The 26,484-nt window shown below is 72.1% G+C and carries 19 protein-coding genes; 6 read left to right on the top strand and 13 right to left on the bottom strand.

The window, feature by feature from the left end:
- On the bottom strand, nucleotides 1-691 hold a 691-nt coding region (locus G3I78_RS42790; RefSeq protein ID WP_164435136.1), incomplete at its 3' end, for a TerD family protein.
- Nucleotides 692-806: 115 nt separating this feature from the next.
- Nucleotides 807-1,403: a M48 family metallopeptidase gene (locus G3I78_RS42785; RefSeq protein WP_164435135.1), complete on the bottom strand. Its 597-nt coding sequence runs from the start codon at nucleotides 1,401-1,403 to the stop codon at nucleotides 807-809.
- 255 nt (nucleotides 1,404-1,658) lie between these two features.
- On the opposite strand from G3I78_RS42785, the gene G3I78_RS42780 reads away from it, so the two are divergent.
- Nucleotides 1,659-2,873, top strand: a complete 1,215-nt coding sequence (locus G3I78_RS42780) for a TOMM precursor leader peptide-binding protein (protein WP_164435134.1) — start codon at nucleotides 1,659-1,661, stop codon at nucleotides 2,871-2,873.
- Nucleotides 2,866-4,236: an AarF/ABC1/UbiB kinase family protein gene (locus G3I78_RS42775; protein ID WP_164435129.1), complete on the top strand. Its 1,371-nt coding sequence runs from the start codon at nucleotides 2,866-2,868 to the stop codon at nucleotides 4,234-4,236. The genes G3I78_RS42780 and G3I78_RS42775 overlap by 8 nt, the downstream gene beginning before the upstream one ends.
- 9 nt (nucleotides 4,237-4,245) lie before the next feature.
- Here G3I78_RS42775 and G3I78_RS42770 read toward each other — a convergent pair whose 3' ends face one another.
- The 5 genes from G3I78_RS42770 to G3I78_RS42750 all read right to left on the bottom strand — a co-directional run bounded on the left by G3I78_RS42770 (nucleotide 4,246) and on the right by G3I78_RS42750 (nucleotide 8,311).
- Entirely contained in the window at nucleotides 4,246-4,455 is a 210-nt protein-coding gene (locus tag G3I78_RS42770) for a hypothetical protein (protein WP_164435015.1), read from the bottom strand.
- 103 nt (nucleotides 4,456-4,558) lie between these two features.
- Nucleotides 4,559-4,882 (bottom strand): hypothetical protein, encoded by a 324-nt coding sequence (locus tag G3I78_RS42765; protein WP_164435127.1) that lies wholly within the window; start codon nucleotides 4,880-4,882, stop codon nucleotides 4,559-4,561.
- The gene (locus G3I78_RS42760) at nucleotides 4,879-5,247 is read right to left on the bottom strand and encodes a WhiB family transcriptional regulator (RefSeq protein WP_005480495.1); all 369 of its coding nucleotides are present in this window, start codon (nucleotides 5,245-5,247) and stop codon (nucleotides 4,879-4,881) included. The genes G3I78_RS42765 and G3I78_RS42760 overlap by 4 nt, the downstream gene beginning before the upstream one ends.
- A 174-nt stretch (nucleotides 5,248-5,421) precedes the next feature.
- Entirely contained in the window at nucleotides 5,422-5,742 is a 321-nt protein-coding gene (locus tag G3I78_RS42755) for a hypothetical protein (RefSeq protein ID WP_164435125.1), read from the bottom strand.
- A 169-nt stretch (nucleotides 5,743-5,911) separates the two neighbouring features.
- Complete coding sequence (locus tag G3I78_RS42750) at nucleotides 5,912-8,311, bottom strand: ATP-dependent DNA helicase UvrD2 (protein WP_203616283.1); 2,400 nt, start codon at nucleotides 8,309-8,311, stop codon at nucleotides 5,912-5,914.
- Between the two features lie 54 nt (nucleotides 8,312-8,365).
- Here G3I78_RS42750 and G3I78_RS42745 point away from each other — a divergent pair, with 54 nt between their 5' ends.
- Entirely contained in the window at nucleotides 8,366-8,608 is a 243-nt protein-coding gene (locus tag G3I78_RS42745; RefSeq protein WP_007384560.1) for a mycoredoxin, read from the top strand.
- A gap of 87 nt (nucleotides 8,609-8,695) precedes the next feature.
- On the opposite strand, the gene nudC is transcribed toward G3I78_RS42745, so the two are convergent.
- From nudC to G3I78_RS42720, 5 genes are all read right to left on the bottom strand, one after another.
- A complete protein-coding gene (nudC, locus tag G3I78_RS42740) occupies nucleotides 8,696-9,640 on the bottom strand; it encodes an NAD(+) diphosphatase (protein WP_164435123.1) in 945 nt (314 codons plus the stop codon).
- Nucleotides 9,641-9,796: 156 nt separating this feature from the next.
- Nucleotides 9,797-11,215 carry a dipeptidase gene (locus tag G3I78_RS42735; RefSeq protein ID WP_203616281.1) on the bottom strand — a complete coding sequence of 473 codons (1,419 nt, stop codon included), beginning with the start codon at nucleotides 11,213-11,215 and terminating at the stop codon, nucleotides 9,797-9,799.
- A 4-nt stretch (nucleotides 11,216-11,219) separates the two neighbouring features.
- Nucleotides 11,220-14,738: an ATP-dependent DNA helicase gene (locus tag G3I78_RS42730; protein WP_164435119.1), complete on the bottom strand. Its 3,519-nt coding sequence runs from the start codon at nucleotides 14,736-14,738 to the stop codon at nucleotides 11,220-11,222.
- Nucleotides 14,739-14,860: 122 nt separating this feature from the next.
- Nucleotides 14,861-18,289 carry an ATP-dependent DNA helicase gene (locus tag G3I78_RS42725; RefSeq protein WP_164435117.1) on the bottom strand — a complete coding sequence of 1,143 codons (3,429 nt, stop codon included), beginning with the start codon at nucleotides 18,287-18,289 and terminating at the stop codon, nucleotides 14,861-14,863.
- 275 nt (nucleotides 18,290-18,564) lie between these two features.
- On the bottom strand, nucleotides 18,565-18,951 hold the full coding sequence (locus tag G3I78_RS42720; RefSeq protein ID WP_164435115.1) for an MGMT family protein: 387 nt from the start codon (nucleotides 18,949-18,951) through the stop codon (nucleotides 18,565-18,567).
- A 186-nt stretch (nucleotides 18,952-19,137) separates the two neighbouring features.
- On the opposite strand from G3I78_RS42720, the gene G3I78_RS42715 reads away from it, so the two are divergent.
- The 3 genes from G3I78_RS42715 to G3I78_RS42705 all read left to right on the top strand — a co-directional run bounded on the left by G3I78_RS42715 (nucleotide 19,138) and on the right by G3I78_RS42705 (nucleotide 25,197).
- Entirely contained in the window at nucleotides 19,138-21,837 is a 2,700-nt protein-coding gene (locus G3I78_RS42715; protein ID WP_164435114.1) for a lysylphosphatidylglycerol synthase domain-containing protein, read from the top strand.
- 124 nt (nucleotides 21,838-21,961) lie between these two features.
- Nucleotides 21,962-23,506 (top strand): alpha/beta hydrolase, encoded by a 1,545-nt coding sequence (locus G3I78_RS42710; protein WP_164435112.1) that lies wholly within the window; start codon nucleotides 21,962-21,964, stop codon nucleotides 23,504-23,506.
- 137 nt (nucleotides 23,507-23,643) lie between these two features.
- Nucleotides 23,644-25,197 (top strand): alpha/beta hydrolase, encoded by a 1,554-nt coding sequence (locus tag G3I78_RS42705; RefSeq protein WP_164435110.1) that lies wholly within the window; start codon nucleotides 23,644-23,646, stop codon nucleotides 25,195-25,197.
- Between the two features lie 92 nt (nucleotides 25,198-25,289).
- On the opposite strand, the gene moeZ is transcribed toward G3I78_RS42705, so the two are convergent.
- On the bottom strand, nucleotides 25,290-26,468 hold the full coding sequence (moeZ, locus tag G3I78_RS42700; RefSeq protein ID WP_164435108.1) for an adenylyltransferase/sulfurtransferase MoeZ: 1,179 nt from the start codon (nucleotides 26,466-26,468) through the stop codon (nucleotides 25,290-25,292).
- Nucleotides 26,469-26,484 lie beyond the last annotated feature (16 nt).

The raw sequence follows: 26,484 nt of genomic DNA, 5'->3' as shown, positions 1-26,484 counted from the left end.
GGACCGAGGGGGCCGGAGCGGCGGCGGGCGGCGCGCCGAACGCGGGGGCGGGAGCGGGGGCGGGGGCCGACGGTGCGGCGGCCTGCGAGGGCGGCGCGAAGGCCGGTGCCTGGGGCGCGGCCGACTGCTGGGCCGGGACGTCGGCCTGGGCCGCCGGCTCCTCCTCGGCGACCTCGCCACCGAAGTTCTTCAGCAGCGCGTCGAGTCCGCCGTCGAAGCCCTGGCCGACCGCGGCGAACCGCCACACGTCCTTCAGATACAGGTCGCCCAGCATGACGGCGCGCTCGGTGGAGAACTCGCTGCCGTCGAAGGCGTACCGGGCCACTTCCTCGCCGCCGGCGACGATCCGCACGTACCCGGGGGCGATCTGCGACATCTGGCCGTCGCCGTCGATCGTCGCCGTGAACGACAGCTTCTGGATCTGCGACGGGATCTGATCAAGGGTGACCCGGAACGACTCCGTGTCGCCGGCCTGGGCGCCCAGGAGCTGGATGGCGTCCTCGGGGGACTTGGGCTGGTTGAAGAAGATGAAGTAACGGTCGTCGGAGAGCCGTTCGTCGGTGTCGAGGCCGAAGCAGCTGATGTCGAAGGTCAGTCCGGGTCCGGAGATCTGTACCCCCACGTACAGATCCGTGCCCGCGGTCAGATCACTGATCTTGGCCTTGTGGCCGCGTTGGAATTCCCTGGCCATGCGTAACGACCGTCCCCCATCCGGAATGCGAGTGCGTCGCGACAGGCTAACGGCAAACTCGGACACCGGTGGAGGTCGGTACAGATCCGGTACAAAAACCCGTTCGAGTCCGGAGTCACTCGTCGCGGACGGTCGGCAGGTGCGGCAACCGCTCCGCGGCGACCACTCCCTCCAGGTAGCCCTTGGCCCGCTCGGTGCGCGGATAGGCCTCCAGCAAACGCCAGAAACGGGGCCCGTGTCCGGGCACCAGCAGATGCGCCAGCTCGTGGAGCAGTACGTAGTCGACGACGTACTCCGGCATCCCCTGAAGGCGGTGCGACAGCCGGATGCTGCCCTCGGAGGGGGTGCACGAGCCCCAGCGCGTGTTCTGGTTGGTGACCCAGCGGACCGAGGCGGGCCGCGCCCGGCCCTCGAAGTACTGGGCCGACAAGCGCTGGGCGCGCTCGGACAGTTCTGCGTCGCCGAGCACCCGTTTGCTCTCCTGGGCGGCCAGTTTGTCGAGCATGACACTCACCCAGCGTTGCTCCTCGGCCTCGGACATCCGGGCAGGGATGAGCACGACGGTGCGATCGCCCTCGCGGTAGGCGGAGACGGTCCGGCGGCGCCGGGCGCTCCTGCGTACCTCGATCGCGCTCGCCCCCGAGCCGCTCGGCGGCTGACTCGTCGTGCTGCGCTGTGGCGTTCCGGCGCGGTGCAGTGGGTCGGCGGGCACGCCCTGACGTTACCCGCTGCACACGGGGGAAGTCCCGACTCCGGGACGGTTCGGTTCCGATCGCCCACCATGCGTTTGATTTGTACGACGAATACCCCCCACCTGTGGACAACTTTCGGCACGTGACGGCCGGGTCCGGGCATGCTGGCAGCGCCGGTGGAAGGGCGACCGACCATCGCCCCGGCCCCACCGGTCCACGGGGACGTTCTACGAGGATTTCGGGGGCCTGTGATGCGCGCACCTGTCACACAAGCAATGGTTCCGCTGGTGAAGCCGGCGCTCCGGCGCGGCTGGCGCGACCTCAACACCGTGCAGTTCGGGATGACCCCGGCGCACGCGCTGACGCTGGGCCCGATGGACACCGCGACGGGCAGCTTCCTCGACCTGCTCAACGGCACACGGAGCATGCCGCTGCTGCGGGAGGAGGGCCGCCGGATGGACCTGCCGGACGGCCACGTCGACACGCTGGTGCGCCGGCTGGCGCGGGCCGGGCTGGTCGACGACGCGAAGGGCGGCGGGCCCGCCGCGGACACCCTGCGCGGGAAGAAGGAGGTCCTCGCCCGGCTGGCACCCGACCTGGCCTCGCTCTCCCTGACCACGTCGGAACCGGGCGAGGCGATCCGCCTCCTGGCCGCCCGCCGCTCACTGCGCGTACAGATCAGGGGCGCCGGCCGGGTCGGCGTGACACTGGCGGCGCTGCTCTCGGGCGCCGGTGTCGGCGAGGTCGACGTGCGGGACCACGGCCGTGTCGAACCGGGTGACGTGGCCCCGGGCGGGCTGCCCGCGGCCTCCCTCGGCGACCGCAGGGACGTGGCCGCGCGCCGAGTGGTGGGTACGGCGGCCCCGGACCGCGCCCCGCGCCGCACCTCCCGGACCTCGGCCGGGGCGGACGACCCCGGTTTCTCCCTGGTGATCCTCACCCCGCGCGACGACGTCGACGTGCACGCGCCCGCCCCGGCCGGCGCCGAACCCCTCGTCCGGTCCGGGACACCCCATCTGTACGCGGGCGTGGTGGAGGCGACGGGCATGGTCGGCCCCTTCGTCCTGCCGGGCGAGACGGGCTGCGCGGGCTGTCTGCACGAGGCGCGCACCGACCGTGACCAGGCCTGGCCCCGGCTGGTCGCCCAGTGGCGCTCGGCCAGACACCGTCCGACGCTCCCCTGCGACCTGGCGCTGGCCACCACGGTCGCGGGGCTGGCGGCCGCGCACGCGCTCGCCTTCCTGGACGGCCGCGTCCCGTCGAGCGCGGGCGCCCGCTGGGAGGTCTCGCTGCCCGGTCTGAGCTGGCACGCGCGGCCGGTCTGGCCGCATCCCGCATGCCCGTGCGCAGCCGCGGAGAAAGGTAAGGGAGAACACACACCCAACGAAGAGGACGCGCACGAGACAATGGCGGAGCAACGGCCGTCGGGCGAGTCGTGCCGAAAGGCTGACTCACCGCGGCCCGCTGGGACCTGGAGGGCGCATGTCTGATCTTCCCCGGAAGGCGGTCACCCGTACCGCCAAGCTCGCCGCGCTCCCGCTCGGCTTCGCCGGACGGGCCACCTGGGGACTGGGCAAGCGGATCGTGGGCGAGTCCGCGGAGATCGTCGGCCGCGAGCTGCAACAGCGCACCGCCGACCAGCTGTTCAAGGTGCTCGGCGAGCTCAAGGGCGGTGCCATGAAGTTCGGGCAGGCCCTGTCCGTCTTCGAGTCGGCGCTCCCCGAGGAGGTCGCGGGCCCCTACCGCGCGGCCCTGACCAAGCTCCAGGAGGCGGCGCCCCCGATGCCGACCCGCACCGTGCACTCGGTGCTGGAGGAGCGCCTGGGCGAGGACTGGCAGGAGCTGTTCATCGAGTTCGACGACAAGCCCTCCGCGGCGGCGTCGATCGGCCAGGTGCACCGGGCCGTGTGGCACGACGGACGCGAGGTGGCCGTCAAGGTCCAGTACCCGGGTGCCGGCGACGCCCTGCTCTCCGACCTCAACCAACTGGGGCGCTTCGCCCGTCTGCTGGGGCCGCTCGTCCCCGGCATCGACATCAAGCCGCTGATCGCCGAGTTGCGCGACCGGGTCTCGGAGGAGCTCGACTACGCCCTGGAGGCACAGGCCCAGCAGGCCCATGCCGAGGAGTTCGCGGACGACCCGGACGTCGTGGTGCCGGCCGTGGTCCACCAGAGCGACCAGGTCCTCGTCACGGAGTGGATCGACGGCGTGCCCCTGTCGGAGGTGATCTCCGACGGCACCGAGGAGCAGCGCGACCGCGCCGGCCAGCTGCTGGCCCGCTTCCTCTTCTCCGGCCCCGCCCGCACCGGCCTCCTGCACGCCGACCCGCACCCGGGCAACTTCCGCCTCCTGCCCGGCGGCCCGGACGGCCAGGAGGACTGGCGGCTGGGTGTCCTGGACTTCGGCACGGTCGACCGCCTCCCGGGCGGCCTGCCCGACACCATCGGCACATCCCTGCGGCTGACGCTGGACGGCGACGCCGAGGCCGTCTACGACCTCCTGTGTTCGGAGGGTTTCGTCAAGAAGTCCATAGAGCTGGACCCCGACGCCGTCCTCGACTACCTGCTGCCGATCATCGAACCGGCCCAGGTCGAGGCGTTCACCTTCACCCGCGGCTGGATGCGCAGCCAGGCGGCCCGCATCGCCGACCCCCGCTCCCCCGCCCACCAGCTGGGCAAGCAGCTCAACCTCCCCCCGGCGTACCTGCTGATACACCGGGTCACCCTGAGCACCATCGGGGTGCTGTGCCAGCTGGGCGCGACGGTCCGGCTGCGCGAGGAACTGGAGGAGTGGCTGCCGGGCTTCGTGGCGGAGGACGAAGCGGGCGAGGAGGAGTCGGCCGCGCCGGCGTGAGCCGCTCCCCTACCACCAGGCCGAGTCCAGCCGTCCCTCGATGGCCCTGAGGTTCTCCCGGGAGCAGGCGTCGCAGAAGTACTGGCGGTCGCCGTTCTCCAGGGAGCAGGTCCAGGTGGGCTGCGGGCCCTCGGCCCGTGTGCCGCAGCGGGCGCACACGAGGGTGTCCGGCTCCGCGGCGGAGCCGTCGCTGTCACTGCCTCCGGAAGGACTCGTCACGCGCCGACGATAACTCCGCGTCCGGCGCCCGCGCGGGCACAACGCACCGCGGGGGCCGGTCCGTTCGGTCGGACCGGCCCCCGCGGGGATACTGCTGGGTCGATTACTGCATGACCGCCATGGCGAGCGCGCGGCGGGCGCGCCGCGAGGCGCGCTCGGCGCGGCGCTGCATCCGGCGAGCGGTCACCAGGCGCGCGGCCCGGCGTTCCCGCTCGGCCTCATGCAGCCGGTCGTGCATATGCGCACGAGCCAGGGCTTCTGGGATGAGTTGCATCTCTCGGGTCCTGTTCTGACGCGAGCCGGTCGCGCCGGTGGTGGTGAAGTCTGGGGTCGCGGAGCCGGTGGGCTCGCCTGTGGACGGCTTCATCGGGGCCTGCTTCTTGGGGTCGTTCGTGAGGGGGCGGTCGATCGTTCCTGCGGTGTTCATGCCGTGACCGGGTTCTTGCGCGGGCGGCCACGCGGCCGCTTCCGGGCGACGACGACACCCTGGACGAACAGCTCGCCACCCCAGACGCCCCAGGGCTCACGCCGCTCCTTGGCGCCGGCGAGGCAGGCCTCCATCAGCGGGCAGGTACGGCAGAGGGACTTGGCGTACTCGACGTCGGCCGGCGACTCGGCGAAGAAGACCTCCGGGTCGTAGGAACGGCAGGGGACGGGTACGCCGAGGTTCTCGATGGCGTCGTCGAGCGCGGTGAGCGCCGTGAGCGGGGTCAAGGTGGAGTCCTCCGTGAGGCCGGGCGGGGGGATCGTTTCGGAAGGCGGTACGGACGGGGCGTGCGCTTCGAGTTGCACGGTTCGTCTTCCTCGTCTGGTCGGTCCGGCCCTGTTGGACCGGTAGTCGGCTTGGTACCGGGTTCTTTTCTTGTCCCGAGGCCCCTTCACTCCGCTCTCCCCGTTCGGGGAAAACAGAAGGGCCGCGGATCCCGGATGGGGTTCCGCGGCCCTGAAGGCGCCGGCCTGAGTCGATCAGGCTGGATCACTCCAGGGTTCTGGCCCACGGAAGGCCCACATCTGGTGGTGCTGCGTCGTCTGCTTCCGGAATCCGGCACCGGCCGCCGCAAAGGCATAGGCGTGTGCCTGTGCCACTACTGCTTCCAGTGCCTTCGTCGGTCGCTCATTGCGCTCACGGACGGGAAGGACCGCGAGAGACAGGGAGGACGCCGGGCGAGCGGCAGAAATGCCGGACAGACCGGTGCCCAGGTTCGAAACGCCGAGCATGCACGTGGAGACGACCGAGCGATCGGTCATTTTGGCCGTGCTGGTGGAGCTGGTGTTGATGCTGATCACTGGAATCGCCTCCTCTCGGCGTCTCGGGGGACCGCGGTGTGAGCCGCAGTCCGACGGATATGCAAGTAGAACACGGAATCAGGGCCTCCGAGAAGGCCTCCGTCCCCGTGGCTAAGAACCTATGGGGATTGCTGGGGCATGCGCAAACTATTTTTTCGACGAGTTGAAATCAGTCCCCGTCCGCGTCCTCCGCCACCTCTCGGCCTGCGCAGATGGCCAGCACATCGGCTCCGTACCGGTTGAGCTTGCGCATGCCGACGCCGGGGATCCGCGCCAGCTCGTGCTCGTCGTCGGGGACGCCCTCGGCGATCGCCATCAGTGTCTTGTCGGTGAAGACGCAGAAGGCGGGCTGCCCGGTGCGCTGCGCCTGCACCGCGCGCCAGTCGCGCAACCGCTCGTAGAGCCCCTCGTCCATGTCGGAGGGACAGTCCTCGCAGCGCATCAGCTTCATCTCGCCGGCGTCGGTGAGCGTGCGCCCGCAGACCCGGCAGCGGGCCGGGGTGCGCTGGGTGCGTCTCGGGACGGCGCCCACGGGACTCGTGAAGCCCCGCTCGACGCCTCCGGAGCCGACCGCGGCGCTGCGCCCCACGGTCCCGGTGGAGCCGGGGCGCAGTCCGTCGAGGAACCGGCTGGGGCGGCGGTTGGGACGGCCGCCGGGCGAGCGGGAGAGCGACCAGGAGACATGGAGGCGCTCGCGGGCGCGGGTGACGCCGACATAGAGGAGCCGGCGCTCCTCCTCGATCTGTTCGTCGGTCCTGGCGTAGGTGATCGGCATCATGCCCTCGGCGACCCCGACCAGGAAGACGGCGTCCCACTCCAGGCCCTTGGCGGAGTGCAGGGAGACGAGGGTGACGCCCTCGACGGTCGGGGCGTGCTGGGCGCCTGCCCGCTCGTCGAGTTCGGCGACGAGGTCGGCCAGGGTGGCACCGGATACGGCTGCGGTGTCGGCAGCGGTGTCGGCAGCGGTCCCTGTGATCCCGGGGGTCCCTGTGGTTCCTGCGGCGGCTTTGGCCGCGGCGAAGTCCTGCGCGAGGTTCACCAGCGCGGCCAGCGACTCCCAGCGCTCTCTGACGGCCCCGGAGCCGGCGGGCGGCTCGGTGGTCCAGCCCTCGCCCGACAGCACGGCACGCACCTGGGAGGGCAGGTCGTCGGCGTCGTCCAGCCGGGAGTCGTTGCCCCCGAAGCGGGCCGCCGCCCGGAGGTTGACGATGGCCCTGCGCACCTCGGGCCGGTCGAAGAACCGCTCGGCGCCCCGCAGCTGATAGGGGACCCCGGCGTCGGCGAGGGCCTGTTCGTAGGTCTCGGACTGGGAGTTGGTGCGGAACAGCACGGCGATCTCGCTGGCCCGGACGCCCGCGCCGATGAGGTCCCGGATGCGGCGGGCGGCGCCCCCGGCCTGGGCGGGCTCGTCGGTGTACTCGGTGTAGACGGGCTCGGGGCCTCCCTTGCGCTGCGAGATCAGTTCCAGCCGGTGGTCGGCGGCGCGGCCGCGGGCCTGGGAGAGGAGGCCGTTGGCCAGGTGGACGACCTGGGGGGTGGAGCGGTAGTCGCGGACCAGCTTGACGACGGTGGCCCCGGGGTGGCGGGTGCGGAAGTCGAGAAGATGGTCGGGAGTTGCTCCTGTGAACGAGTAGATCGTCTGGCTGGCGTCGCCGACGACGCACAGGTTGTCCCGGCGCCCCAGCCAGAGTTCCAGCAGGCGCTGCTGGAGCGGGCTGACGTCCTGGTACTCGTCGACGACGAAGTGCTGGTACTGGGAACGCACCTGGTCGGCGATGTCGTGCCGGTCCTGGAGGATGGCGACGGTCAGCAGCAGCACGTCCTCGAAGTCGATGACGGCACGGTCACGCTTGAGATCCTCGTAGGCGGCGTAGAGCTGGGCGATCTCGGCGGGCGCTCGGGGGGTCTCACGGCCGGCCTTCGCGGCTGCGAGGGCGTAGTCGGCGGGCACGGTCTGGGTGACCTTGGACCACTCGATCTCTCCGGTGACGTCCCGCAGCTCGCCCCGGTCCAGGCGGATGCGGCAGGCGGCGGCCGCGTCGGCGACGAGCTGGATCTTGCGGTCGACGAGCCGGGGCAGCGAGCCGCCGACCGCCTTGGGCCAGAAGTACTGGAGCTGGCGCAGGGCGGCCGAGTGGAACGTCCGGGCCTGGACGCCCCCGGCGCCGAGCTGGCGCAGTCGCCCGCGCATCTCTCCCGCGGCGCGGTTGGTGAAGGTGACGGCGAGCACGCTGGAGGGCTGGAGGATGCCGGCCCGCACCCCGTAGGCGATGCGGTGGGTGATCGCCCGGGTCTTGCCGGTGCCGGCGCCCGCCAGCACACACACCGGGCCGTGCAGGGCGGTGGCCACCTCGCGCTGCTCGGGGTCGAGCCCTTCGAGCACCGCGTCGGGGGTGTCCGGTGTGCGCGGGAAGAGGGTGGAGTGCGTTGCTGCTGTCACACCGCCATGCTGCCAGGTCGGCGGAGACGGGTGAGCCGGTTGTCCACAGGCAGGTGCTCGCAGTCGTACTAATGCGGCAGGCGTCACCTGGTCGGGGTCCCCGGGTCGGGAATGGCGGCCCGGTCGCATACGTTCCCTCTCTGGACGACCTCTTCCCCGAGCCACCAGAGGAGCGCGCGAGACATGCAGGGCACTGTGACGATGTACAGCACCACGTGGTGCGGTTACTGCCAGCGGCTGAAGAAGCAGCTGGACCGCGAGGGCATCGCGTACACCGAGATCAACATCGAGCAGGACCCGGAGTCGGCGGCGTTCGTCGAGAAGGCGAACGGCGGCAACCAGACGGTCCCCACCGTGCTGTTCGCCGACGGTTCGACGCTGACGAACCCGTCGCTCGCGCAGGTGAAGCAGAAGGTCGGCGCGTAGTACGCACCACGGACACACAGTCCGGAAGGCGGTCCCTGAGGCGCTTCAGGGACCGCCTTCTTCCGTCTGGCGGGGCTCGCCCGTCCCTCAGACGAAGCTCCTCGTCGGCAGCGGCTTGCCGTACCAGAGCTCGATCAGACGGGCCGCGATCGAGATGCCGTACGGCGGGAGGACCTCGCCGGACTCGAAGGCTGCGGCCAGGTCGTCGCGGGAGAACCAGCGGGCCTCGTGGATCTCGTCGCCGTCGACGTTGATCTCCGTCGAGGTGGCGCGGGCCATGAAGCCGAGCATCAGGCTGGAGGGGAACGGCCAGGGCTGGCTGGCGACGTACTCGACCTGCCCGACGGTGACCCCGGCCTCCTCGAAGACCTCACGGCGCACCGACTGCTCGATGGACTCGCCGGGCTCCACGAAACCGGCGAGCGTGGAGAAGCGGCCCTCGGGCCAGTGCACCTGGCGGCCGAGCAGGATGCGGTCCTCCTCGTCGGTGACCGCCATGATCACGGCCGGGTCGGTGCGCGGGTAGTGCTCGGCGCCGCAGGCCTGGCAGCGGCGGATGTGCCCGGCCGCCGCGATGACCGTGCGCTCGCCGCAGCGGGAGCAGAAGCGGTGGGTGCGCTGCCAGTTCTCCAGGCCGACCGCGTGCACCATCAGTCCGGCGTCCCGCGCGGACAGCAGCAGTCCGGCCTCGCGCAGACCGGCCGGGCGCGCCGACTGGTCGATGCGCCCGGGCAGGGCGTCCTTCTGGAGCGCGAAGTAGCGCACGCCCTCCTCGTCGATGCCGAGGAAGTAGCGGTGCGCCTCGGTGAGCGGGGCCTCGAAGGACGGGGTCATGACGAGTTCGGTACGGCCGTCCGCCGTCTCGTCGACGAGGACCTGACCGCCGGAGACCACGAAACAGCGGGTCGTGGGGTGGCTCCACGCCGCCGCGAGCCAGGCCTCGTCGAGCCGGTGGTGCGCGGCGCGGTCGATGCCGCTCGGGGCGGTGAGCGAGACAGGACGGTCGGCGGTGTGGTCGGTCCAGGTGGTCACGAGTGCTTCCAACTCCCCCGGTGCAGCGGATTGTTTCGGCGGGCGGTTCGGCGGGACGTACGGCGGGAGGCGACCGGGTCCGGCGGGGTGCGGCGGTGCGGGGCGGCTCTTCCAGTGTGCCGCGCGCTCACCGCCGCTCCGGACGGCGCGGGACGGTCAGGGCGCATGGCGCCAGTGCTCGGCGAGGTCGCCCCACAGATGGGCGGCGGTCTCGACGCCCTTGAGGAGCAGATCCAGCTCGACCTTCTCGTTCGGCGCGTGCCAGCCGTCGGAGGGGACGGAGATGCCGAGGAAGAGGACGGGTGCGCCGAGGACTTCCTGGAGGTCTGCGGCGGGTCCTGAGCCGCCCTCGCGGGTGAAGCGGACCGGCTTGTCGAAGGCCAGGCCCATGGCCCGTACGACGGACCGCAGGGCCGGGTGGTCCAGCGGGGTCAGGCACGGGCGCGTGGCGGCACCGAAGGTGATCTCGGTGCGGATCCCGGCGGGCACCTGCTCGGCGGCCCAGGCCCGCACGGCCCGCTCGACGTGGTCGGGGTCCTGACCGGCGACCAGCCGGAAGGAGAGCTTCACCATCGCGGAGGACGGGATGATCGTCTTGCTGCCGGGGCCCTGGTAGCCGCCGCCGATGCCGTTGACCTCGGCGGTGGGGCGGGCCCAGATCCGCTCCAGGGTGCTGTGTCCGGCCTCGCCGTGGGTGGCGTACGACCTGGCGGTGCTCAGCCACTGCCCCTCGTCGAAGGGCAGCTCGGCGAGGAGTTCGCGCTCGCGGTCGGTGAGCTCGACGATGCCGTCGTAGAAGCCCGGGACCGTCACGCGCGCGTGGTCGTCGTGCAGGGCGGCGACGAGGCGGGCGGCGGCCGTGGCCGGGTTGGGGCCGGCGCCGCCGAAGGAACCGGAGTGGATGTCCTGGTCGGGCCCGTACAGCCGGATCTCGCACTCGGCGAGACCGCGCATGCCGGTGCACACCGTGGGGGTGTTCTCGTCCCACATGCCGGTGTCGGAGACGATCACGGCGTCGGCGGCGAGCCTTTCGGCGTTCTCCTCGACGAGGGCACGGAAGTGGGGTGAGCCGGACTCCTCCTCACCCTCGATCAGCAGCTTCAGGTGCACCGCGGGGGCGGTGCGGCCGGTGGCGGCGAGGTGGGCGCGGACGCCGAGGGTGTGGAAGAAGACCTGGCCCTTGTCGTCGGCCGCCCCGCGCGCGTAGAGGCGGTTGTCGCGGACGACCGGCTCGAAGGGGTCGCTGTCCCAGCCGTCCTCGGGGGCGGCGGGCTGTACGTCGTGGTGGCCGTAGACGAGGACCGTGGGCGCCGCGGGGTCCTCGGCGGGCCACTCGGCGAAGACGGCGGGCGCGCCCGGGGTCTCCCAGACCTCGGCCGTGGGGAAGCCGGTCTCCTTGAGCTTGGCGGCGAGCCAGTCGGCGCTGCGGCGCACATCGGGTTCGTGGTCGGGCTGGGCCGAGACGGACGGGATGCGCAGCCATTCGGTGAGGTCGTCGAGGAAGACGGCGCGGTGCTGCTCGATATACGTACGGACGGCGCTGACGGCACTGTCAACGGGGTGGCTCATGGTCATGAGCCTATCGGCCCGCACCGACATCCTCGTTGGGCGGTTCCTCACAGTTTGCTGGTACGGAACCCCGCGCCGACCCGCCCGGTTCCTGGGCCAACAGCCGCTCCAGCGCGGCCCGGTCGGGCAGGTTGCGCGGCCGTACGACCTCTCCGGTGCGGACGTACAGGAACGCGGCCGTGACCGATTCCACAGGCACACCCTGCTGCTCGGCCCAGGCCACCCGGTACACGGCGAGCTGGAGGGGGTCGGCGGTGCGGTTGCGGCCGGTCTTCCAGTCGACGATCTCGTACGTCGTCGTCTCCCCGTCGGTCTCCCGGTAGACGGCGTCGATCCGGCCCCGGACCACCCGGCCCGCGATGGCGAGCTGGAAGGACGTCTCGACGCGGTGGGGCGGCCGGTGGGCGTACTCGGTGCGTTCGAAGGCGTCCTTGAGGGCTTCCAGGTCGCGTTCGTCGGCGATCTCGGCGTCGCTGCCCGGCAGGTCGTCCGGCTCCAGCATGGGCAGGGTCAGGGGTTCGAAGCGGGCCTCGACCCAGGCATGGAATCGGGTGCCCTGGCGTGCGGCGGGTTGTGGAGGGCGTGGCATGGGGCGCGCGAGCTCCTGCGCGAGCCCGTCCGGGTCGGCGGCCAGGCGGAGCACCTGGGACGCGGTGAGCGACACGGGCAGCGGTACGTCGGTGACGGCTTCCCGCGCGCGCAGCAGCTCGCCGGCGAGGGCGTCGAGGTCGCGGTCCCAGGAGGCCACGGTGCGGGCCTCCTCGGGGGTGAGGGGTTCCCGGTCCGCGGGGTGGGGGCGGGCCGGGGCGGCGGCGGTCTCCGGGGCCGCCGCCTGGTGCGGGACGGCCGGGCGGTCCGTCGTCCAGGTGTCCCAGTCCTCAGAGGGATCCTCGCCGACGGGCTCGTCGTCGAAGGGGGGCTCCTCGGCGTACGGCGGTTCCTCGTCGTCCGGCGGTGGCGGCCACTCGGGGTCGTCGTGGACGTCCGGGTCGTGTACGGCCGCGGGGTGGGTGTCCGTGTGGGAGGCGAGCCGCTCCAGGTGGGCCAGGACAGTCTCGGCGGCCGCCCGGCGGCGGGCCAGAGCGGTGTCGTCGAGCGGCAGGGGCCAGACCTGGTCCTCGGTCCGGCTGTGCAGCGCCGGGTTCTCCTCGTCCTCGGCGGGCTCGTCGGCCCAGGCCTCGATCTCGCCGTGGCCGGCCGCGCAGTGGTCGTGGAGGGCCTGGAGGAAGTCGGACGGTCCCCTGGGCTTCTTCTGGGACGGCCCCCACCAGTGGCCGGAGCCGAGGAGGAGGGAGCGGGGGCGGGTGAAGGTGACGTAGCCGAGGCGGAGTTCCTCGGTGTGCTGGTGGTCCTTCATGGCCTCGTGGAAGGCCTTCATGCCGCGTGAGTCCCAGGAGGCGATGTCGGGCAGGGTCGCGGTGTCGCCGCGCAGGGCGTGTGGCAGCACCTTGCCCTGTGCGGTCCACTTCTCGCGGCCCTTGGCGCTCGGGAAGGTGTCGGTGACCAGACCGGGGACGGCGACGACGTCCCACTCCAAGCCCTTGGACTTGTGCGCGGTGAGCACCTTGACGGTGTTCTCGCCGCCCGGGAGGGCGTTGTCGAGGCCCTTCTCGTACTGGGCGGCGGTGCGCAGGAAGGCGAGGAAGGCGAGCAGGGTCGCTTCGTTGTCCCCGGCCGCGAACGAGGCGGCGATGTCGAGGAAGTTGGACAGGGTCTCGCGGCGGCGGGCGGCCAGTGCGTGCGGGGACGCCGACAGTTCGACCTCCAGGCCGGTGACGGCGAGGACGCGGTGCAGGACGTCCATCAGGGGGTCGGCGAGCGAGCGGCGCAGGTCGCGCAGTTCGGCGGCCAGGCGGGCGAACCGCACGCGCGCGTCCGGTGAGAAGGGCAGCCCGTCGTCGTCCTCGTCGTCGCCGTAGAGGGGCGTCTCCAGGAAGGTCTCCAGGGCGTCCGCGAGCGATATCACCTCGGCCGGGTCGACCCCCTCGACCGCCTCGGCGAGCCGGCGGTCCGGGTCGTCGTCGCCGTCCACGCGCGCGTGGGACACCAGGCGCCGGGCGCGGCGGCCGAGGAGGGCGAGGTCGCGGGGGCCGATGCGCCAGCGGGGACCGGTCAGCAGGCGGACCAGGGCGGCGTTGGCGCCGGGGTCCTGGAGGACCTCGCAGACGGCGACCAGGTCGGCGACCTCGGGCAGGTGCAGCAAGCCGGAGAGTCCCACCACCTCCACGGGGACGTCCCGCGCGACCAACGCGCCCTGGATCTCGGCGAAGTCGGTCGCCGTGCGGCACAGGACGGCGATCTCGCCGGGTGCCTTTCCGGTCCGTACGAGATGGGCGATGGAGTCCGCCAGCCAGTCCATCTCCTCCGCGTGGGTGGGCAGCAGGGCGCAGCGCACCAGGCCGTCGCGTTCGGCGCCCGGAGCCGGGCGGAGGGCCTCCACGCCCGCGTGCATGGCGCGCAGGGGCTCGGCGAGGCCGTTGGCGAGGTCGAGGAGGCGGCCGCCGCTGCGGCGGTTCTCGCTGAGCGCCTGGCGGGTGGCGGGGCGGCCGTCGGGGTGGGCGAAGTGCTCGGGGAAGTCGTCGAGGTTGGCGACGGAGGCGCCGCGCCAGCCGTAGATGGCCTGGCAGGGGTCGCCGACGGCGGTGACGGGGTGTCCGGTGCCGCCGCCGAACAGGCCCGCCAGGAGGACGCGTTGGGCGACGGAGGTGTCCTGGTACTCGTCGAGGAGCACCACCTTGAACTCCCCGCGCAGGGCGCCGCCCACCTCGGGGATTCCGGCGAGGCGCGCGGACAGGGCGATCTGGTCGCCGAAGTCGAGCAGGTCGCGTTCGCGTTTGGCGGCGCGGTAGCGGACGACCAGCTCGGCGAGTTCACGGCGGGCGGCGGCAGTCTCGGGAACCTTGCGCAGGGTGTCGTTGGTGAGCTTGGCGCGCTGGAGGGTGAGCAGCAGCTCGGCGTCGTAGGCCCGCAACCGCTCGGGGCGGACCAGGTGTTCGGCGAGTTCGGCGTCGAGGGTGAGGAGGTCGCTGACCAGGTCGGCGAAGGAGCGGGTGAGGGCCGGGTAGGGGCCCGGGGCTTCGCGCAGCACACGCGCGGCGAGCTGGAAGCGGGTGGCGTCGGCGAGCAGCCGGGAGGTCGGCTCCAGGCCGATGCGCAGGCCGTGGTCGGTCAGCAGACGGCCCGCGAAGGCGTGGTAGGTGGAGATCACGGGCTCGCCCGGCGGGTTGTCCGGGTCGATGACGTCGGGGTCGGTGACGCCCGCCTTGACGAGCGCCTTGCGGACCCGCTCCGCGAGTTCACCGGCGGCCTTGTTGGTGAAGGTCAGGCCGAGGACCTGCTCGGGGGCGACCTGGCCTGTGCCGACCAGCCAGACCACGCGGGCCGCCATCACCGTGGTCTTGCCCGATCCGGCACCGGCCACGATCACCTGCGGGGCGGGCGGCGCGATGATGCAGGCCGTCTGCTCCGGGGTGAACGGGATGCCGAGGAGCTCCTTGAGCTGATCGGGATCGGTGATACGGGCGGCCATGTCGGAGAGGCTAGCGGCGCGCACTGACAACGGAGGACGAATCGCCCCTCGGGTGACCTCCCGATCCGGAAGAAGCGCAGGTCAGCACCCGAGGTGCGACCGCTCACACCGGCATGCCCACCTCACTCCACCACGTGCCGTCCCTCCGGCTGCGCGCTGCACGACGCCCGGAACGCGCAGTGCGTGCAGTGCTGCCCGGCGTTCGGTGTGAACCGCTCGTCGAGGACCTTGCCGGCCGCCGTGGCGAGCAGGTCGCCGACCCACTCCCCCGCCAGCGGCTCCTGGGCCTGCACCTTGGGCAGGGTCTCGCCGCCGTCGCGCTTGGGGGCGCCCTGGCGCAGCTGGACGAGTTCGGCACCGCCCGGTTCGGGCCGTACGCCATCGAAGGCCTCGTCGACGGCGCCCTCGCGGACGGCGAGCTGGTAGACGGCGAGCTGGGGGTGGTGCTCCACCTCGGCGGAACTCACGGGCTGCTTGCCGGTCTTGAAGTCGACCACGTACGCGCGTCCCTCGCCGTCGGCCTCGACGCGGTCCATCTGGCCGCGGATGCGCACCTCGACCTCGCCGGCCTCCAGGGTGACGTCGAAGTCGTGCTCGCTGGCCACCGGCGTGCGGCCGGTGCGGTCCATGACGTGCCACTTCAGGAAGCGTTCGAGCGCCACGCGCGCGTTCTCCTTCTCCTGCGCCGACTTCCAGGGCGCGTCGAAGGCGAGCGCGTTCCACACGGAGTCGAGGCGCTCCATAAGGACGGCGAGGTCGGCCGGGGTGTGCCCGGAGGCGACCTCGTCGGCCAGGACGTGCACGACGTTGCCGAAGCCCTGGGCGACCGTCGCGGGCGCGTCGGCCTTCACCTCGCGGCCCAGGAACCACTGGAGGGCGCAGGTGTTGGCCAACTGGTCGAGGGCGCTGCCGGAGAGCACGACGGGCTGGTCGCGGTTGCGCAGCGGCACCTTGGACTCGGTCGGCTCGAACATGCCCCACCAGCGGTAGGGGTGGGCCGAGGGCACGAGCGGGCGGCCGTCCTCGTCGGCGAGGGCGGCGAGCCTGGCCAGTCGCCGCGCGGCGGCCTCCCTGAGGGTGTCGGAGACGCGCGGGTCGACGGTGGTGGCGCGGAGCTCGGCGACCAGGGCGGCGACGGACAGCGGGCGGCGCGGGCGGCCCGTCACGTCCTTGGGTTCGACGCCGAGTTCGGTCAGGAAGCGGGAGGGCTGGTCGCCGTCGTCGGCGGGGGCCTTCACCGCGGTGACGACCAGTCGCTCACGCGCACGCGTGGCGGCCACGTAGAACAGGCGGCGCTCCTCGGCGAGCAGGGCGCCCGGGGTGAGCGGTTCGGCGAGTCCGTCGCGGCCGATGCGGTCGGCCTCCAGGAGGGAGCCCCGGCGGCGCAGGTCCGGCCACAGGCCCTCCTGGACGCCGGCGACGACGACCAGGCGCCACTCCAGGCCCTTGGAGCGGTGCGCGGTCATCAGGCGGACGGCGTCGGGGCGGACGGCACGCCGGGTGAGGGTGTCGGCGGCGATGTCCTCGGAGTCGATCTCCTCCAGGAAGTTCAGTGCACCCCGGCCCCCGGTGCGCTCCTCCGCGCGCGCGGCCGTCGCGAACAGCGCGCAGACCGCGTCGAGGTCACGGTCCGCGTTGCGTCCCGCCGCGCCACCGCGCCGGGCGGCCCGCTCCAGACGCCCGGGCCACGGTGTGCCCTCCCACAGGTCCCACAGCGCCTCCTCGGCACTGCCGCCGCCCGCCAGGCGCTCACGGGCCTTCCCGAGCAGCGCGCCGAGCCGCTGGGCACCGCGCGCGTACACCGGGTCGTGCACGGCCAGCCGCTCAGGCTCGGCGAGGGCCCGCGCGAGCAGTTCGTCCGAGGGCGGCGGCAGGGCGTTGCCGCCGGCCCGCTCCTCGTCCCGCAGAGCACGCCCGAGACGGCGCAGGTCGGCGGCGTCCAGGCCGGCGAGGGGGGAGGTGAGAAGGGTGAGGGCGGTCTCGGTGTCGAGCCAGGAGGTGTCGGGCGGGGGGTCTTCGGGGGCGGCTTCCTCGTCCGAGTGCGGCTCCTCGGCGACGGCGGCCTCGTCGGGGCGCGACTCGTCGGACCCCGGCTCGTCGTGCCGTACCTCTTCAGGCCGTACCTTTTCAGGCCGTACGGCACTCCCCGCCGCCTCCGCTGCCGCCACCGCCACCGCCCGAAGCGCCGTCAGCAACGGCGCCACCGCAGGCTCGTGCCGCAGGGCCAGATCGTCGCCGTCGATGTCCAGCGGGACCCCGGCCGCGGTGAGCGCGCGCCGCACCGTCGGGATCGTGCGGGACCCGGCGCGCAGCAGGACGGCCATCTCGCCCCACGGGACGCCGTCCTCCAGGTGGGCCCGGCGCAGGATGTCCGCGATGTTGTCCAGTTCGGTGCCGGACGTCGGGTACGTGTAGACCTCCACGCGCCCCCCGTCCCGGACCGGGGCGAGTTCGCGGTGGGCGCGGACCTTGTCCGCAGGCAGCCGGGTCAGCGGCATGCGCTGGGTGACCAGCCGGGTCGCGGCGAGGAGCTCGGTGCCGGAGCGGCGGGAGACGCGCAGCACCTCGACCGGGGCCAGGCGGCCGTCCGCGCGCGGGAAGGCGTGCGGGAAGTCGAGGATGCCGTTCACGTCCGCGCCGCGGAACGCGTAGATCGACTGGTCGGGGTCGCCGTACGCGACGAGGGTGCGGCCGCCGCCGGCCAGGGCCTGCAGCAGCCGTACCTGGGCCGGGTCGGTGTCCTGGTACTCGTCGACGAACACGGCGTCGTACTGCGCGGCGAGTCGCGCGGCGACCTCGGGGCGGCGGGCGAGGAGGACCGCGCGGTGGACCAGTTCGGCGTAGTCGAGGACGCCCTGGAGATCGAGGACGTCGAGGTACTCGGCGAGGAAGGCGGCCGCGGCCCGCCAGTCGGGGCGGCCGATGCGGTGGGCGAAGGCGTCCAGGGCGTCCGGTCCGAGGCCCAGTTCGCGGCTGCGGGCGAGGACCGCGCGGACCTCGTCGGCGAAGCCGCGGGTGGTCAGGCAGGCGCGCAGCTCGTCCGGCCAGCGCACATGGGCGAGGCCGAGCCGCTCCAGGTCGGGCTGGCCCGCGAGCAGTTCACGTACGGCGACGTCCTGCTCGGGTCCGGACAGCAGCCGCAGCGGCTCGACGAACAGGTCGCTGTCCTGGTGGGCGCGGACGAGGGCGTAGCAGAAGGAGTGGAAGGTCGTCGCCTGCGGGGCGCGGGCCGCTCCGGTGCGCAGGGCCATGCGGTCGCGGAGCTCGACGGCCGCCTTGCGGCTGAACGTCAGCACGAGCACGCGCGCGGGGTCCCCGCCACGGGCGATGCGTGACGCCACCGACTCGACGAGCGTGGTGGTCTTCCCGGTACCCGGACCTGCGAGGACGAGCAGCGGGCCGGTGCCGTGCTCAACCACCGCGCGCTGGGCGGCGTCCAGACGAGGGGGAGCCACACGGGCCGGCGGGGTACGGACCAGCCGGTAAGCGCCACGGGTCCCCTGTCGCACCTGGGGGTGCGACAGGCGCCTGGTGGAGGAAGAGGAGCTCACGTGGTTCGCCGGTCCTGGTGGGTGTGCTGTTGGGCGGCCCGCCGCGCGTGGAGGGCGGTGGACGGGGGATGAGGGGGACGTGTGCCGCCGACGCTACGCCGACGCCCGGTGCGGAAGCAGGGCTTCCGATTCTTCCCGCGTGGCCCGTACGTCCCACGCGACGCTCGCGACCCGCACGCCCCTCACCCCACGAACGTACGTCATGCCACGGACGTGCCCCGTTTCCCCCGTACGGGCGTCAGGGTGCCCCTGCGCCCGGGGGATGCCGGAAGCTGTCAGGTGTGACCCTCCGCACGATCGCCGCCGTCCCAGCGCGCCCGTCTCATGTCGAGGCGCGGCAGATGGCCCTCGGCGGCCCGGCTCGCCTCCTTCAGGGGCGTGCCCTCGGCCCGGTACTGGTCGAGGGCCCGCAGTTCGTGCCCGGGAAGCAGGGCGCCGTCCGCGCGGACGACACGCCACCAGGGGACGGCCCCGCCGTACAGGGCCATCACCCGGCCCACCTGACGCGGTCCGCCCTCCTCCAGCCACTCGGCGACGTCGCCGTACGTCATGACGCGCCCGGGCGGAATGCGTTCGGCCACGTCGAGGACCCGCTCGGCGTACTCCGGCAGCGTGTCCGCGTACTCCGGGCGGGCGTCGTGAGGAAGGCTCTGCTCGCTCATCCGCCCCATCCTGCCCCACCCCACCGACAATGTGACGGGCTCGCGACCGTGCGTATCCCTCGCCCATGGACGGCGCTTCCGGCAGACTGTGCGCCCCCGCAGGTGCACCCTGACACCTCCGTGTGTCGGTGGGGCATGCCACCATCGTGCGGGCGGTGACTGGTGATACGAGATCAAGAAGAGACGATGAAGCCACAGGGTGTGCACCCGGAGGACGCCGAGAGCACCTCTGACGCTTCGTCGCGCCCGGACGCCGCCGAGGCCGAGGAGACGTGCGTCGACGAAGAGGCGCACGCCGACGAGGTGGAGGGCGACGAGCCGCTGCTCCCCGCGCGCGTGCACCGGCCCTCCGACCTGATGCGGCTGCTGGTCGGCGTACTCGCCGTCGTCGTCCTGCTGGCGATCGCCGCGTTCGCGCACGGCACCACCTCGGGCCTCGAACAGGACATCAACAAGGGCACCGGCCAGGCACCCGATCTGCTGATCAAGATCGCAGGCCTGGCCTCCAGCATCGCGATCCTCCTGGTCCCGGTCGCGTTCGCGATCGAGCGGCTGATCAAGCGCGACGGGCTGCGGATCGCCGACGGCGTGCTCGCCGCGGTCCTGGCCCACGGTGTGACGCTCGCCACCGACCTGTGGGTCGCCAAGGGCGCCCCCGACTCGATCCAGGAGGCGCTCACCCAGCCCTCCCCCGGTGACATCCACGCCCTCACCGACCCCGTGCACGGCTATCTGGCGCCCGTCATCGCCTATATGACGGCCGTCGGCATGTCCCGCAGGCCGCGCTGGCGTGCGGTGCTGTGGATCGTGCTGTGCCTCGACGCGTTCTCGATGCTCGTCACCGGCTACACCACCCCGTTCTCGATCATCCTGACGGTGCTGATCGGCTGGACGGTCGCCTACGGCACGCTGTACGCCGTCGGCTCCCCCAACGTCCGGCCCACCGGGCAGACGCTCATGGCGGGCCTCAGGACCGTCGGTTTCCACCCGGTCGGCGCGGCCCGCGAGGAGGCGCTGGAGTCCGCGGAGAACGGCGACCGGGGCCGGCGCTATTTCGTCACCCTGGAGGACGGCCGCCCGCTGGACGTGACGGTCGTCGACCGGGAGCAGCAGGCGCAGGGCTTCTTCTACCGCGTGTGGCGCAACCTCACCCTGCGCGGCTTCGCCACCCGCAGCAGCCTCCAGTCGCTGCGCCAGGCGCTGGAGCAGGAGGCCCTGCTCGCCTACGCGGCCATCGCGGCCGGTGCCAACGCGCCCAAGCTGATCGCCACCTCCGAACTCGGCCCGGACGCGGTGATGCTCGTCTACGAGCACACCGGCGGGCGCACGCTGGAGTCGCTGGCCGAGGACGAGATCACCGACGAACTGCTGCGCAACACCTGGCGCCAGGTGCAGGCCCTCCAGTCACGGCGCATCGCACACCGCAGGCTCGCGGGTGACGCGATCTTGGTGGATCGTTCCGGCGCGGTGATCCTCACCGACCTGCGCGGCGGCGAGATCGCGGCCAGCACCCTGCTGCTGCGCATGGACGTCGCCCAGCTCGTGACGACCCTGGGGCTGCTGGCGGGCGCGGAGCGGGCGGTGGCCTCGGCGGTCGACGTCCTCGGCCCCGACGCGGTGGCCGACTGCCTTCCGATGCTCCAGCCGATCGCGTTGACGCGCTCCACGCGCGCGACGCTGCGCAGACTCGCCAGGGAACGGGCGCAGCGCGAGCGCGAGGCGGTCCTGGAGGCGTCCCGGCAGGCCAAGCAGGACCGCCTGGAGGAGGCGACCGAGGACACCAGGCCGGTACTGGAGAAGCCCGACAAGAAGACCGTCAAGGCGGAGGCGCGGGCCGAGAAGCGGGCCATCGACGAGGCCCTGGAGGAAGCCCGCGAGGAGGATCTGCTGACCCAGATCCGCCACGAGGTGCTGCTGATCCGGCCGCAGGCCCCGGTCGAACCGGCCCGACTGGAGCGGGTGAAGCCGCGCACGCTGATCAGCTTCATCGCCGGCGCCTTCGGCGCGTACTTCCTGCTGACGCAGCTCACCCACATCGAGTTCGGGCCGCTCGTCGCCAACGCCGAGTGGGGCTGGGTCGCCGCGGCCGTGCTGTTCTCTGCGGCCAGCTACTTCGCCGCGGCCATGGCGCTGCTCGGCTTCGTGCCCGAGCGGGTCGGGTTCCTGCGGACGGTCGCGGCCCAGGTCGCCGGTTCGTTCGTGAAGATCGTCGCACCGGCCGCGGTGGGCGGCGTGGCCCTCAACACGCGCTTCCTGCAACGCCAGGGCGTGCGGCCGGGCCTCGCGGTGGCGAGCGTCGGCGCCTCGCAGCTGTTCGGGCTGGGCTGCCACATCGTGATGCTGCTGTCCTTCGGCTATCTGACCGGCACCGAGAAGACACCGTCGCTGTCGCCGTCCCGGACGGTCATCGCCGGTCTGCTGACGGTGGCGGTGCTGGTGCTGGTGGTCACCTCGGTGCCGTTCCTCAGGAAGTTCGTCGTCACGCGCGTGAGGTCGCTGTTCGCGGGTGTCGTGCCGCGCATGCTGGACGTGCTCCAGCGGCCGCAGAAGCTGGTCACCGGCATCGGCGGCATGCTGCTGCTGACGGCCTGCTTCGTGATGTGCCTGGACGCGTCGATCCGCGCGTTCGGCGACGAGTCGACCTCGCTCAGCATCGCCAGCGTCGCCGTCGTCTTCCTTGCGGGCAACGCGCTCGGCTCGGCCGCCCCGACGCCGGGCGGCGTGGGCGCCGTGGAGGCGACTCTGACGGTCGGTCTGATCGCCGTGGGCCTGCCCAAGGAGGTCGCCGCCCCGGCCGTCCTGCTGTTCCGTCTGCTGACGCTGTGGCTGCCGGTGCTGCCGGGCTGGCTGGCCTTCAACCATCTCTCGCGCAAGGGCGCGCTGTAGCGCACGGCACCTGTTCCGCGCCTCGTACCGCCTGTTCCGCACCACGTACCGCCTGTTCCGCACCACGTACCTCGTACGGCTCGCGCCCCGAGCATCTCCGCGCGCGTGACCGCAGGATGGGGTCATGCCGAAACCCCCTCGACTGCGTGCCGCCGCCCTGACCGCGACCGCCCTGCTGCTGTCCTGCACGCTGGCCGGCTGCGGCGACGACTCCAAGGACGAGGACCTGTCGGCGCAGAAACTCAGCTGGAAGGACTGCCCGGCCCCGTCGCAGGCGGAGGGCGGCGGTGACGCGCCGTCGCCGCTCCCCGGCGGCGACACCTGGCAGTGCGCCACCATGAAGGCGCCCCTGGACTGGGCGAAGCCCAAGGGCGACACGATCGGCATCGCGCTGGTCCGGGCGAAGGCCAGCGGCTCCGCCGACCGGCGCATCGGCTCGCTCGTCTTCAACTTCGGCGGCCCCGGCGGCTCGGGCGTCACCACACTGCCCGCCTTCGGCACCGACTACGCGACACTGCGCACCCGCTACGACCTGGTGAGCTTCGACCCGCGCGGGGTCGGCCGCAGCGCGCCCGTGGAGTGCCTGAACGACCCTCAGCTCGACGTGTACTTCGAGCAGGACTGGACCCCGGACGACTCGGCCGAGCGCACCGCTCTGATGGACAACACCAAGGAGTTCAACGCGGCCTGCGAGGACAACTCCAAGAAGACGCTGCCGCATGTGCGCACCACCGACGCGGCCCGCGACATGGACCTGATGCGCCAGGTCCTCGGCGACCGGAAACTGCACTACTTCGGCATCTCGTACGGCACCGAACTCGGCGGTGTCTACGCCCACCTGTTCCCGAAGAACGTGGGCCGCGCGGTCTTCGACGGGGTGGTCGACCCGACGCAGACCAGCGAGCAGGGCTCGCTCGGACAGGCCGAGGGCTTCCAGCTCGCGCTCGACAACTTCGCCGAGGACTGCACCTCCAAGACCGAGGACTGCCCTGTCGGCGACACCGCGCAGGACGTCAAGAGCCGCATCGCCAAGCTGCTCGCGGACCTCGACAAGAAGCCGATCCCCGGCATCGGCCGGCGCCTGCTGACCCAGACCGCCGCGACCAACGGCATCGCGCAGTCGCTGTACTCGAAGGACTTCTGGGAGTACCTCGTCGAGGGCCTGGAGCAGGCCTACGACGGCGACGGCCGGGTCCTGATGCTGTTGTCCGACTCGATGAACGGGCGGAGCGACAACGGCGAGTACAGCAACATCACCGCGGCCAACATCTCCATCAACTGCGCCGACGACAAGCCCCGGTACACCGCGGCCGACGTGGAGCGGCGGCTGCCCGAGTTCCGTGCCGCCTCCCCGCTGTTCGGCGACTTCCTGGCCTGGTCGATGGTGAGCTGCACCGACTGGGCGGTGGCGGGCGCCGCCGACCATCCCGACGTGAGCGCGGCCGGCTCGGCGCCGATCCTCGTCGTCGGCAACACCGGCGACCCGGCCACCCCGTACGAGGGCGCCCGCAAGATGGTGGAGGCGCTCGGTGAGGGCGTCGGGGTCGAGCTGACGTACAAGGGGCAGGGGCACGGGGCGTACGACAGCAAGAACAAGTGCGTCCTGGACGCGGTGAACGGCTATCTCCTGACCGGGAAGGTACCGGCGGCGGGCACCGTCTGCTCCTGACGAACGACCAGGTCCTGACGTGAACCAGCTGGTCAGAGAGTTATCCACAGGCCCGGACGGAGTTTCGCGGGCCCGGCCTACGATGGTCACATCGCCATCCGCTGTTCCGTGCGGACGGCTTGTGAGGGGGGAACGCAATGGCGCGATGCGCACGGTGGGCGGCACTGGCCGCGGCCGCCACACTGCTGACGGCGGGGTGCAGCGGCGGCTCGTCCGGTGACGGCGGGAGCGGCGGGGACACGGGTACGGCCCGGCCGTCGGCCGGTTCCTCCACCACGACCGACGCGAAGGCACTGCCCTCGTCGCTGACCGCGCAGAAGCTCGGCTGGAAGCGCTGCAAGGCCACCGGGGAGGGCCCCGCGCCCGGCAACGACTGGCGGTGCGCCACGCTGAAGGCGCCCCTGGACTGGTCGAAGCCGGACGGCGAGACGATCGACCTCGCCCTGATCCGCGCCGAGGCCCGCGGCGGCAAGCGCATCGGCTCGCTGCTGTTCAACTTCGGCGGCCCGGGGGCCTCGGGTGTGTCGACGATGCCGGCGTACGCCCCTCTCGTCTCCCTCCTGCGCGAGCGGTACGACCTGGTGAGCTGGGACCCGCGCGGGACCGGTGCCAGCGAGGGCGTCCGCTGCCGCGACGACAAGGCGATCCAGGCATCCGAGTCGGTGGACATCACCCCGGACACCCCGGCGGAGGAGCGGGCCTACTTCCAGGACGCCACCGACTTCGGCAAGGGCTGCGCGAAGGACGCCGGCCCGCTGATGGCGCATGTCTCCACCACCGACTCGGCCCGCGACATGGACCTGATGCGCCAGGTCCTCGGCGACTCCGAGATGCACTACTTCGGGATCTCGTACGGCACCCAGCTCGGCGGTGTCTACGCCCACCTGTTCCCGAAGAACGTGGGGCGGCTGGTCCTGGACGCGGTGGTCGACCCGACCGCCGACGCCGTCGGACACGCGAAGAACCAGGCCCTCGGCTTCCAGCGGGCACTGGACAACTACCTGAAGTCCACCGGCCAGGATCCCGCGCAGGGCACGCGGAAGATCGTGAAGCTGTTGGACCGGATCGACGCCGACCCGCTGCCCGCGGCGGCCGGCCGGAAGCTGACCCAGTCGCTCGCCGTCACCGGCATCATCCTGCCGCTCTACAGCAAGTCCAGCTGGCCCACCCTGACCAGCGCGCTGGAGGCGGCCGAGCAGGGCGACGGCTCGGAGCTGCTGGCCCTCGCGGACGGCTACAACGACCGTGACGACTCGGGGCACTACGGCACGACCACCCATGCCCAACGGGTCATATCGTGCTTGGACGACAAGCAGCGGCCCACGCTCGCGGAGACGAAGAAGCAGCTGCCCGCGTTCGAGAAGATCTCCCCCGTGTTCGGCTCCTTCCTCGGCTGGGACACGGCCGGCTGGTGCCACGACTGGCCGGTGGCCGGGCAGTACGACACCCCGGAGGTGAGCGCGCCCGGTGCGGCACCGGTACTGGTGGTCGGCAACACGGGCGACCCGGCGACGCCGTACGAGGGGGCCCGGCGGATGGCGGACGAGCTGGGCAAGGGCGTCGGCGTGGAGCTGACCTGGAAGGGCGAGGGACACGGGGCGTACGGGAGCGGGAGCGACTGCGTGGACTCGACCGTGAACGCCTATCTGCTGAAGGGGACCGTGCCGAAGGACGGCAAGGTCTGCTCCTAGCCGGGGCGTTCGCACCCGGGAGGTTCGCACCCGGGGCAGCGGAAAGGGGCCCGGCACACAAGGTGCCGAGCCCCTTCCGGGAAGGCGTGGGCCTAGTAGACCGGCTTGTGCGGTTCGATCTGGTTGACCCAGCCGATCACACCGCCGCCGACGTGCACGGCGTCGGAGAAGCCCGCGGACTTCAGGACCGCGAGGACTTCCGCACTGCGGACACCCGTCTTGCAGTGCAGGACGATCTTCTTGTCCTGCGGGAGGCCCTCCAGGGCGGTGCCCATGAGGAACTCGTTCTTCGGGATCAGCTTGGCGCCCGGGATGGAGACGATCTCGTACTCGTTGATCTCGCGGACGTCGATGATCTCGATGTTCTCGCCGTCGTCGATCCACTCCTTGAGCTGCTTGGGAGTGATCGTCGAGCCGGCGGCCGCCTCCTGGGCCTCCTCGGAGACGACGCCGCAGAAGGCCTCGTAGTCGATGAGCTCGGTGACGGTCGGGTTGTCGCCGCAGACCGCGCAGTTGGGGTCCTTGCGGACCTTGACCTGGCGGTACTGCATCTCCAGGGCGTCGTAGATCATCAGGCGGCCGACGAGGGGCTCGCCGGTGCCGGTGAGGACCTTGATGGCCTCGGTGACCTGGATGGAGCCGATGGACGCGCACAGCACGCCCAGGACGCCGCCCTCGGCGCAGGAGGGGACCATGCCCGGCGGCGGGGGCTCCGGGTAGAGGCAGCGGTAGCAGGGACCGTGCTCGGACCAGAAGACGGACGCCTGGCCGTCGAAGCGGTAGATCGAGCCCCACACGTACGGCTTGTTCAGCAGCACGGCCGCGTCGTTGACGAGGTAGCGGGTCGCGAAGTTGTCGGTGCCGTCGACGATCAGGTCGTACTGGCTGAAGATGTCCATCACGTTGTCGGCCTCGAGCCGCTCCTCGTGAAGGATCACGTTCACGTACGGGTTGATGCCGAGGACGGAGTCGCGCGCGGACTCGGCCTTGGAGCGGCCGATGTCGGCCTGGCTGTGGATGATCTGACGCTGGAGGTTCGACTCGTCGACCTCGTCGAACTCCACGATGCCGAGCGTGCCGACGCCCGCCGCGGCCAGGTACATCAGCGCCGGCGAGCCCAGGCCGCCGGCGCCCACACAGAGCACCTTGGCGTTCTTCAGCCGCTTCTGCCCGTCCATCCCGACGTCGGGGATGATCAGGTGGCGGGAGTACCTGCGGACCTCGTCTACGGTGAGCTCAGAAGCGGGCTCGACCAGGGGTGGCAGCGACACGGGGACTCCGTTGGTC

Origin of the sequence: Streptomyces sp. SID13726 (assembly GCF_010548375.1) — a bacterium.
In the GTDB taxonomy this organism is placed as follows: Bacteria; Actinomycetota; Actinomycetes; order Streptomycetales; family Streptomycetaceae; genus Streptomyces.
This window is presented reverse-complemented; position numbering and strand designations above follow the sequence as displayed.